Raw genomic sequence first — 7998 nt, 5'->3', positions numbered from 1 at the left:
CTTGGCGGGGACTGGTGGGGTTCTCGGCCGCGGCGGGCGGGTGGGGGGGTTCGGGGGGCGGGGCGCCGCGCCGCCCGGCCCTCCTCCGTCCCGCACACCGTTCAGACCACGACGGCCTCGTAGCCCACCTCTTCCACGACGTCGATGATCCGCGCGTCGGTCACACCGTCGGCGGTCACGGTCACCCGCCCGGTCGCCAGTTCCACGTCCACCTGGGACACGCCGTCAACCTTGCCGATCTCGCCCTTCACCTTGTTGGCGCAGCCGTTGCAGGTCATCCCGGTCACCGCGAACGTCGTCGTGCTCATCTCGTCCCAACTCCTTCTCCATAGATACCCCCAACGGGTATGGTCAGCAACATACGCACCCGACAGCCGGGAGCGCAAGTCCTGCCGATATACCCATAGGGGGTATAGTCCTCCCTCATGCGAACCCTCAACAAGATCATCGTGGTGGGCGCCTCGCTGGCCGGCCTGCGCGCCGTGCAGTCGCTGCGCCAGGAAGGCTTCGACGGCGAGATCACCCTCGTCGGCGCCGAGACACACCTGCCCTACAACCGGCCGCCGCTGTCCAAGGGCCTCCTGCGCGGCGACGACGACATCCTCCTGCCCGGCGCCGGCGAGCTGGACGACTCGTGGTCGCGCGGACGCACCGCCGTACACCTGAATCCCGCGACCAGGACGCTCACCCTCGACGACGGCGCCGAGCTCGGCTACGACGGCCTGGTCATCGCCACCGGCGCCCGCCCGCGCCGGATGGAGGCGGCGCACACGCTGCGGAACCTGGAGGACGCGCTGGCCCTGCGCGCGGAGCTGGAGCGCGGGCACGAGCACGTGGTGGTGGTCGGCGCCGGGTTCATCGGCGGGGAGGTCGCCTCCACCGCCCGCGAGCTGGGGCTCAAGGTCACGCTGATCGACTCGGGCCGCTACCCGATGCACGCGGGCCTGGGCGACGTAGCGGCCGCGTGGCTGGCCGGGCTGCACGAGCGCAGCGGCGTCGAGCTGGTCTCGGGCGTCCGGGTGCGCGCGGTCGAGGAGGGGCGGGTACTGCTGGCCGACGGGCGCGCGATCCCGGCCGGCCTGGTGGTGGCGGGCCTGGGCGTGGTGCCGAACACCGACTGGCTCGACGGCAGCGGGCTGCCCGTCGACGACGGGGTACTGGTGGAGGAGACGCTGTTCGCGCGCGGGTCCGCGCGGATCGTGGCCGCCGGCGACGTGGCGCGCTGGCCCCACAGCCTGTACGGCGGCGCCATGGTCAGAGTCGAGCACTGGTCCAACGCCAACGAGCAGGGCGCCGCCGCGGCCCGCAACCTGCTGGCCGGCCCCGGGAAGTCCCGGGCGTTCGCCGACGTGCCGAACTTCGCGACCAGCGTGCACGGCAGCCGCATCCAGACCGCCGGCCTGCCGCATCTGGCCGACACCGCGACGGTCGTGACGGGCTCGCCGGAGGAGGACCGGTTCGCGGTGGCCTTCACCCGCGAGGACGTCCTGGTCGGCGCGGTGGCCGCCAACTCCCCCAAGGACCTGATCAAGCTCAAGCGCCGCATCGCGGCCGGGCAGCCCATCTACGATGACCAATAGTAGTATCTGGCCATGCCCAGAATCCTCACCTGTCTCCTCCTCCTGGCCGCCACCGCCTGCGCGCAGGCGCCGCCCGCCGCCGGACAGGATCCCGGCATCGGCCACGTCCACGGCGTCGGCGTGGACCCGGCCGACGGCGCGGTCTACCTGGCCGCCCACTACGGGCTGTTCAAGGTCACCGGCGAACGGAGTGCCCAGCGCGTGGCCGGGCGCGTCCAGGACCACATGGGTTTCAGCGTGGTGGGCCCGAAGACGTTCCTGGCCAGCGGCCATCCCGGCGAGTCCACCCCTGACGCCCCGCCGAACCTGGGCCTGATCCGCACGACCGACGCGGGCGCCACCTGGACGACCGTCTCGGAGGAGGGCAGCGCCGACTTCCACGCGCTGGAGCCGGCGGGCGCCGACCTCTACGCCTTCGACAGCGTCACCGGCCGGGTGCGCGCCAGCGGCGACGGCGGCAGGACCTGGACGCAGGGCGCCACCGAGCAGGTGAACGACCTGGCCTTCTCGGGCGACCGCCTCTACGCGGCCACCCGGGACGGCCTCAAGGTCAGCGCCAACCGCGGCATGGACTTCGAGCCGGTACGCAAGGCGCCCCCGCTCACCCACGTGGCGGCGGCCAAGAAGCTGACCGGTGTCGACACCGGCGGAAGAATCCACTCCAGCGGCGACGGCGGGCGTTCGTGGCGCCCGGCGGGCACCCTGCCGGGCCCCGCGGTCGCCTTCGCGGCGGTGGGGGAGAACCGCCTGCTGGCGGTCACCGAGGACGGGGTCGTGCACGACTCGGGCGACGGTGGTGGCGTGTTCAACGTACTCTTCAGACCGGCGAATACCTGATGCCCGGAGAGACCTGAATGCCCAAAATGCCGAAGACCCTCGTGATCCTGGCCGCCGTGCTCGGCGTGGCCGTATTGGCCTACGCCGTACCGGCGATCATGCTGGCCGGAGAAGTGCCACCGGGCACCAAGGTCGCGGGCGTGGACATCGGCGGGCTGTCACCCGAGGAGGCGCGCTCGCGGCTGGAACGCGAGCTGCGCCCGCGGGCCACCCGGCCCGTCGAGGTGACGGCGGCGGGCAAGAAGACCCGGCTGGAGCCGGTCGAGCTCGGCCTGTCCGTGGACGTCGCGGCCACGGTGGCGGCGGCGATGGACGGCTCCTGGACCCCGGTCGGCGTCGCGCGCTCGATCTTCGGCAGCCGCGAGCTCCAGCCGGTCGTCAAGGTGGACGAGCGGGCGCTCACCGAGCGGATCACCGCCCTGGCCAAGACCGTGGACCGCAAGCCGAAGGAAGGCGTCATCTCCTACCGGGGGCTGGAGCCGCGTACGGCCATGCCGAAGAAGGGGCTGGCGCTGGACCGGGCGGCGGCGGCGAGCGCCGTGCGCGGCGCCTTCCTGGGCGACGGCGGGCCGGTGAAGCTGGTCACCAGGACGCTGCCGCCGGCCGTACCGGCGAAGGAGGTGCGCGAGGTGGCCTCGACCACGGCGCGTACGGCCGTCGCGGCCGACCTCACCGTGACCAGCGGCACCCGCGAGGCGGCGATCACCCGCGCCGAGCTGGCCGCGGGCCTGAGCTTCACCGGCGACGGCGGCACGATGAAGCCGGTCTTCGACGCCAAGGCGGTGGCCCCCGGCCTGGAGAAGCGGCTCGTCGAGGCGAGTCAGCTCCCCCGCGACGCCGGCTTCAAGATCGTGTCCGGCCGGCCGAAGGTCGTGCCCGCGCGCGACGGCAAGGGCATCGACGACGAGGAGCTCGGGACGGCCGTGGCCGAGGCGGTGGCGGCCGGTGAGCGTACCGCCAAGGCGCCGGTCAAGGTCACGCGGGCCAGGCTGACCACCGAGGCGGCGGGCAAGCTGGGCGTCAAGGAGCGGGTCGCCTCCTACACCTCCAACCACCCGTGCTGCGCGCCGCGCGTGACCAACATCCACACGATCGCCGGCATCGTCGACGGCCACGTGGTGAAGCCCGGCGAGACGTTCTCGCTCAACGGCCTGGTCGGCAAGCGCGACAAGGCCCGCGGGTTCGTCGAGGCGCCCATGATCCTCAACGGCCGCTTCGTGAACGACGTCGGCGGCGGCGTCTCCCAGTTCGCCACCGCGATGTTCAACGCGGTCTTCTTCGGCGGCTTCGAGGACGTCCAGCACATGCCGCACATGTACTACATCTCGCGCTACCCGGCGGGCCGCGAGTCGACGGTCTCCTACCCGCAGCCGGACTTCCGGTGGAAGAACGACTCCAAGTACGGCGTGCTGATCAAGACCTCCTACACCTCGACCTCGATCACCGTGCAGTTCTGGAGCACCAAGCGCTACGAGGTCGAGTCGCAGAGCTCCGCCCGCTACAACATCAAGAGCTTCCCCACGCTGGAGGAGTCCGGGCCCAAGTGCCAGCCGATGAGCGGCGTCCAGGGCTTCACGATCGACGTGTGGCGGATCTTCAAGCGGGACGGCAAGGAGCTGCGCAGGCAGAAGTTCACCACCGTCTACCAGCCCGAGCCCAAGCTCACCTGCACCGACTGAGTCAGCGGGGCTGGTAGACACAGCGCTGCCCGGTCTGGACAGTGGCGCGCAGTTCGGCCCCGATGACCGGGTCCGCCTCCGCGATCCGGCCGATGGCCCGCCGGATCGCCTTGCCCACCGAGATCCTGGCCCGCTCGTCGGTGCCGGCGAACGACCGGGTCCGCCCGCCCAGCCCGGCCGCCGCCGCCAGCTCCGTGACCAGCCAGTCGTGCTCGGCACGCAGCGCCGTGGCGCGTTCCAGATCGTTCATGGACTCCAGTTCGTCGATGTCGTCCTGCAACTGGCCGAGCCGTTGCTGGTAGGCGCGCTTGGCCTCCTCGTCCAGCAGCGGCTGGGTGGAGACCGCCTCGGTCGCGGCCGGCCCGGTGACCAGGTCGCCGGCCCGGACCTCGCGCCCGGGGTTGGCCAGCAACGTCGCCAGATGGCCCATGCCCACGCTGTGGTCCACGTGCGCGCAGCGGGCGCCGAACTCGAACTGCCACTGCGGCCCGCGCCTCCTGCACACCACCTTTCCGGTACGGCGGGCCGTACCGGAGGGCGAGGCGGGCAGCACCATCCCCATCTCGGCCGCCTCCTGCGCGGCCAGTTCCAGCTCCCGCTCGGCCGGTTCGCCGCGCAGCGCGAGGGCCTGGCCGAGCCGCCAGCGCGACAACGCCACGGCGGGCCAGTGCCCGAGCGCCAGGTTGGCGCGGACGGCCTCGCCGAAGTGGACCACGGCGCGGGCGATGTCGCCGGTGGTCAGGCTGGCGACGCCCAGCGGGTGGTGCACCGAGCCGAGGCAGGCGACGCCCAGGCTGGTGATCGCCGGCAGGTGGGCGTAGGGCCGCAGCAGCTCGTAGGTCTGGGCGGACAGGTCGGCCTCGCCCAGCAGGTGGGCCGCCTCGGCCACGCCGTACAGGGTGGTCAGCCACACGCTGGAGCTGGGCAGGCGGGCGAGGTCCTGGCCGCGCAGGCGGGCCAGCATGTTGACGGCCAGGCGGCGTTCCCCGGCTCCCGCGGCGGCCGTGGCGGTGGCGGCGAGATAGGAGTAGTCGAGCACGCCGAGCACGGAGGAGTTCACCAGCTCGGTGAGGATCGGCAGCAGCTCGGGCAGCCGCCCCTGGTACCAGCGGACGATCGCGACCTGGCCGCTGGGCCAGCCGGCGGCGTCGATGTCGCCGGCCCGCGCGCCGCGTTCCCCGCTCTCCGCGGCGAGCTGCTCGGCCTGGGCGAAGCGGCCGGCCCTGATGGCGAGCATCACGTCGATCGCGCTGACGATGAAGCCGACGGCCAGGTGGTCGGTCTCGTCCAGGAGCGCGCGCAGCTCGTCGAGCGAGCGTGCGGCGTGCGGGTGGCCGGCCAGAAACAGGTCGACGGTCCGCCACATCAGCCCCATCATCAGGTCGCCGCGGCGGCCGGTCCTGCTGGCCTGGCCGATCATGTCCTCGGCGAGCTCATGGCGCAGCACGCCGTGCTCGGGGCCGAGGACGCAGTGGTGGGCGAGGCTGAGCGTCTCGGCCAGCGCCACCGGGTCGCCCGAGTGCCTGGCCTGGGTGAGCATGGCCAGGATCGCGGCGTGGCGGCCGGAGCGGTAGTCCTCCTCGCCGCACAGGCGGGCGCGCAGCCGTAACGCCAGCGGCGAGCGCGGGTCGATCAGGGTCAGGGCATGGCGCTGCCGCACGCGGATCGTCTGCGCCTCGGCGGCGGTGCGGTGCTCGTGCACCCAGATGCCGCCGAGACCGAGTGCCGCCCTGGCGAGCGCGACGGTGTCGCCGTCGCACTCCGCCTCGTGATAGGCGGCGTCAAAGTGGTGGCGTGCGGTGTTCAGGTCCCCCTCGGCGTGCAGAGCACGCTCGCCCTCGATCAGGGAGATCGTCGCCGTCCCGCAGGCCCCCCGTTCTCGCACCGTGCTCACAAGTCAACCCTCTCCGGTTCATGTGATTACGGGGCCCCCATAGTTGAAGATGCCACTACATTAGAACTTCCGTCTAGTGCTTTTCCGGCGTCGGCATCGTTCACGCCATGTCCACGTCGCGCATCCCCCGTCACCGTCAGCGCACCGCCCAGGCTGTATCCCAGCCCCTTGCCGGAGGCGCCGCTCAACGCCTTCGTGCCCGAGACGTCAGTGCCCGTGCCCGTGCCCCACGGTGACCCCGGCCGGCACGCCCGCCGGCACCAGGACCGACGAGACCACGGCCGCCACCGCGGCCACGATCACGCACAGCAGCAGCGCCCCGGTGAAGCCCTCGACGCCGGCCGCCCCGGGCGCGAGGCTCGCCGCGGCCATCGTGGAGACCACCGCCACCCCGATCGACCCGCCGAGCTCGTGGAAGGTGTTGATCACGCCGGAGGCGACGCCCGCCTCACCGGCCGGCACGTTGGCCATGGTCGTGGTCGTCGCCGTGACGAACGCCGGCCCGATCCCGAACGCCGCCAGCACGAACCCGGGCACCAGCGTGGTCCAGACGTTCGCGTCCGGCGAGATCCGCATCATCAGGGCCGCGCCGGCCGCGGTCAGCGCGAACGACACCAGGGCCACCGGCCGCCCGCCGACCTTCCCGACCAGCCGCCCGCCGAGGTGCGCCCCGAGCGTGATCGCGACGGCCACCGGCAGGAAGATCAGCCCGGTCGCCAGCGCGTCGTAGCCGAGGACGTGCTGCAGGTAGAGCGAGCTGACGAAGAACAGCCCGAGCAGCAGGCCCGTGGCCGCCAGCATCACGAACGTCCCCGAGACCACGGCCCGCCTGGCCATCGTCTCGGCCCGCATCAGCGGCGTCCGCACCTTCCGCTCGACCAGCACGAACAGCCCGTACCCGACGACGGCGCCGCCCAGCGCGGCCAGCGTGGAGAACGCGCCCCACCCGGCGTCGCCCGCGCCGACCAGCCCGTAGATGAGCAGCGCGGTGGCCAGCGTCACCGTCACCGCCCCCGGCACGTCGACCCGGCGGCCGCCGGCATGGGGCTCGTCCCGCCCGACAAGCCGGGGCAGCACCGCCAGGACGGCCAGCCCGATCGGGACGTTGACGTAGAACACCCAGCTCCACCCCGGCCCCGCGGTCAGCAGCCCGCCGGCCAGGACGCCGACGGCCGCGCCGGACCCGCCGATCGCGCCCCAGACGCCCAGCGCCCGGTTGCGCAGCTCGCCGTGGTAGGTCCGGGTGATGACGGCCAGCGCGGACGGCGACATCAGCGCCGCCCCGACCCCCTGGAACGCCCGCCCGGCGATCAGCGTCGCCCCGTCGCCCGCCACCCCGCACACCAGCGAGGCCGCGGCGAACACCCCGAGCCCGGCCAGCAGCGTGCGCCGCGCGCCGAAGGCGTCGGCCAGCCGCCCGCCGAGCACCATCAGCCCGCCGAACACCAGCGTGTACGTCGTCACCACCCAGGTCAGCGCCTCCCGGTCGAGCTCGAGCTCCTTCCCGATCGTGGGCAGTGCCACCTGCACCACCGTGATGTCGACGATCAGCATGAACTGCGCCAGCCCCAGCAGTCCCAGTACGGCCCAGCGGCCCATGACCACCACCTCCATAAGTCGAACATCTATGTTCAAGTTATGGAGACCCTACCCCCGTAAGGCATTGTAGGAAATACGGTAGGGGGGTATGACGTTACGACTGGTGACGAGAGGACGGGGTCACGTGAACGGATACACCGAGAACAAGCAGGAGCACCTACGGCGGCTGCGCAGGATCGAAGGCCAGGCCAGGGGCCTGCAGCGGATGGTCGAGGACGACAAGTACTGCATCGACATCCTCACCCAGGTGTCGGCGACGACCAGCGCCCTGCAGTCGTTCGCCCTGGCACTCCTGGAGGAGCACATGGCGCATTGCGTCGCCGAGGCCACCAAGAAGGGCGGCGAGGAGGCGCAGCTGAAGGTCAAGGAGGCGGCCGACGCGATCGCCCGTCTCGTCCGCTCCTGAGGT

Annotated in this window: 7 protein-coding genes; 4 read left to right on the top strand and 3 right to left on the bottom strand. The window is 72.3% G+C overall.

Features of this window, described 5'->3' with window-relative positions:
• Positions 1 to 101: 101 nt before the first annotated feature.
• Positions 102 to 308 (bottom strand): heavy-metal-associated domain-containing protein, encoded by a 207-nt coding sequence (locus ACFWYW_RS04110; RefSeq protein WP_379609568.1) that lies wholly within the window; start codon positions 306 to 308, stop codon positions 102 to 104.
• A 117-nt stretch (positions 309 to 425) separates the two neighbouring features.
• Here ACFWYW_RS04110 and ACFWYW_RS04105 point away from each other — a divergent pair, with 117 nt between their 5' ends.
• Genes ACFWYW_RS04105 through ACFWYW_RS04095 form a run of 3 tightly spaced genes read left to right on the top strand, consistent with a single transcriptional unit; the run spans position 426 to position 4096 of the window.
• Positions 426 to 1580 carry an NAD(P)/FAD-dependent oxidoreductase gene (locus ACFWYW_RS04105; protein ID WP_379609567.1) on the top strand — a complete coding sequence of 385 codons (1155 nt, stop codon included), beginning with the start codon at positions 426 to 428 and terminating at the stop codon, positions 1578 to 1580.
• Positions 1581 to 1592: 12 nt separating this feature from the next.
• Positions 1593 to 2417 (top strand): F510_1955 family glycosylhydrolase, encoded by an 825-nt coding sequence (locus ACFWYW_RS04100; protein ID WP_379609566.1) that lies wholly within the window; start codon positions 1593 to 1595, stop codon positions 2415 to 2417.
• Between the two features lie 26 nt (positions 2418 to 2443).
• Positions 2444 to 4096: a VanW family protein gene (locus ACFWYW_RS04095; RefSeq protein WP_379609565.1), complete on the top strand. Its 1653-nt coding sequence runs from the start codon at positions 2444 to 2446 to the stop codon at positions 4094 to 4096.
• Position 4097: 1 nt separating this feature from the next.
• Here ACFWYW_RS04095 and ACFWYW_RS04090 read toward each other — a convergent pair whose 3' ends face one another.
• Together ACFWYW_RS04090 and ACFWYW_RS04085 are read right to left on the bottom strand one after the other, a co-directional pair.
• Positions 4098 to 5990 (bottom strand): hypothetical protein, encoded by a 1893-nt coding sequence (locus ACFWYW_RS04090; protein WP_379609564.1) that lies wholly within the window; start codon positions 5988 to 5990, stop codon positions 4098 to 4100.
• A 207-nt stretch (positions 5991 to 6197) separates the two neighbouring features.
• Positions 6198 to 7604, bottom strand: coding sequence for an MFS transporter (locus ACFWYW_RS04085; RefSeq protein ID WP_379609563.1), 1407 nt, complete (start codon positions 7602 to 7604; stop codon positions 6198 to 6200).
• A 109-nt stretch (positions 7605 to 7713) separates the two neighbouring features.
• On the opposite strand from ACFWYW_RS04085, the gene ACFWYW_RS04080 reads away from it, so the two are divergent.
• On the top strand, positions 7714 to 7995 hold the full coding sequence (locus ACFWYW_RS04080) for a metal-sensitive transcriptional regulator (protein WP_379609562.1): 282 nt from the start codon (positions 7714 to 7716) through the stop codon (positions 7993 to 7995).
• The last annotated feature ends 3 nt before the right edge of the window (positions 7996 to 7998 follow it).

The sequence above is a fragment of the Nonomuraea sp. NPDC059023 genome, from assembly GCF_042740095.1.
GTDB lineage: Bacteria > Actinomycetota > Actinomycetes > Streptosporangiales > Streptosporangiaceae > Nonomuraea.
The sequence above is the reverse complement of the archived record's forward strand: the minus strand, read 5'-3'. Positions and strand labels throughout refer to the sequence as shown.

Coding starts and splice junctions, on each gene's coding strand:
- ACFWYW_RS04085 (WP_379609563.1), bottom strand. CDS start 7,604: ATGGAGGTGGTGGTCATGGGCCGCTGGGCCGTACTGGGACTGCTGGGG.
- ACFWYW_RS04110 (WP_379609568.1), bottom strand. CDS start 308: ATGAGCACGACGACGTTCGCGGTGACCGGGATGACCTGCAACGGCTGC.
- ACFWYW_RS04100 (WP_379609566.1), top strand. CDS start 1,593: ATGCCCAGAATCCTCACCTGTCTCCTCCTCCTGGCCGCCACCGCCTGC.
- ACFWYW_RS04105 (WP_379609567.1), top strand. CDS start 426: ATGCGAACCCTCAACAAGATCATCGTGGTGGGCGCCTCGCTGGCCGGC.
- ACFWYW_RS04095 (WP_379609565.1), top strand. CDS start 2,444: ATGCCGAAGACCCTCGTGATCCTGGCCGCCGTGCTCGGCGTGGCCGTA.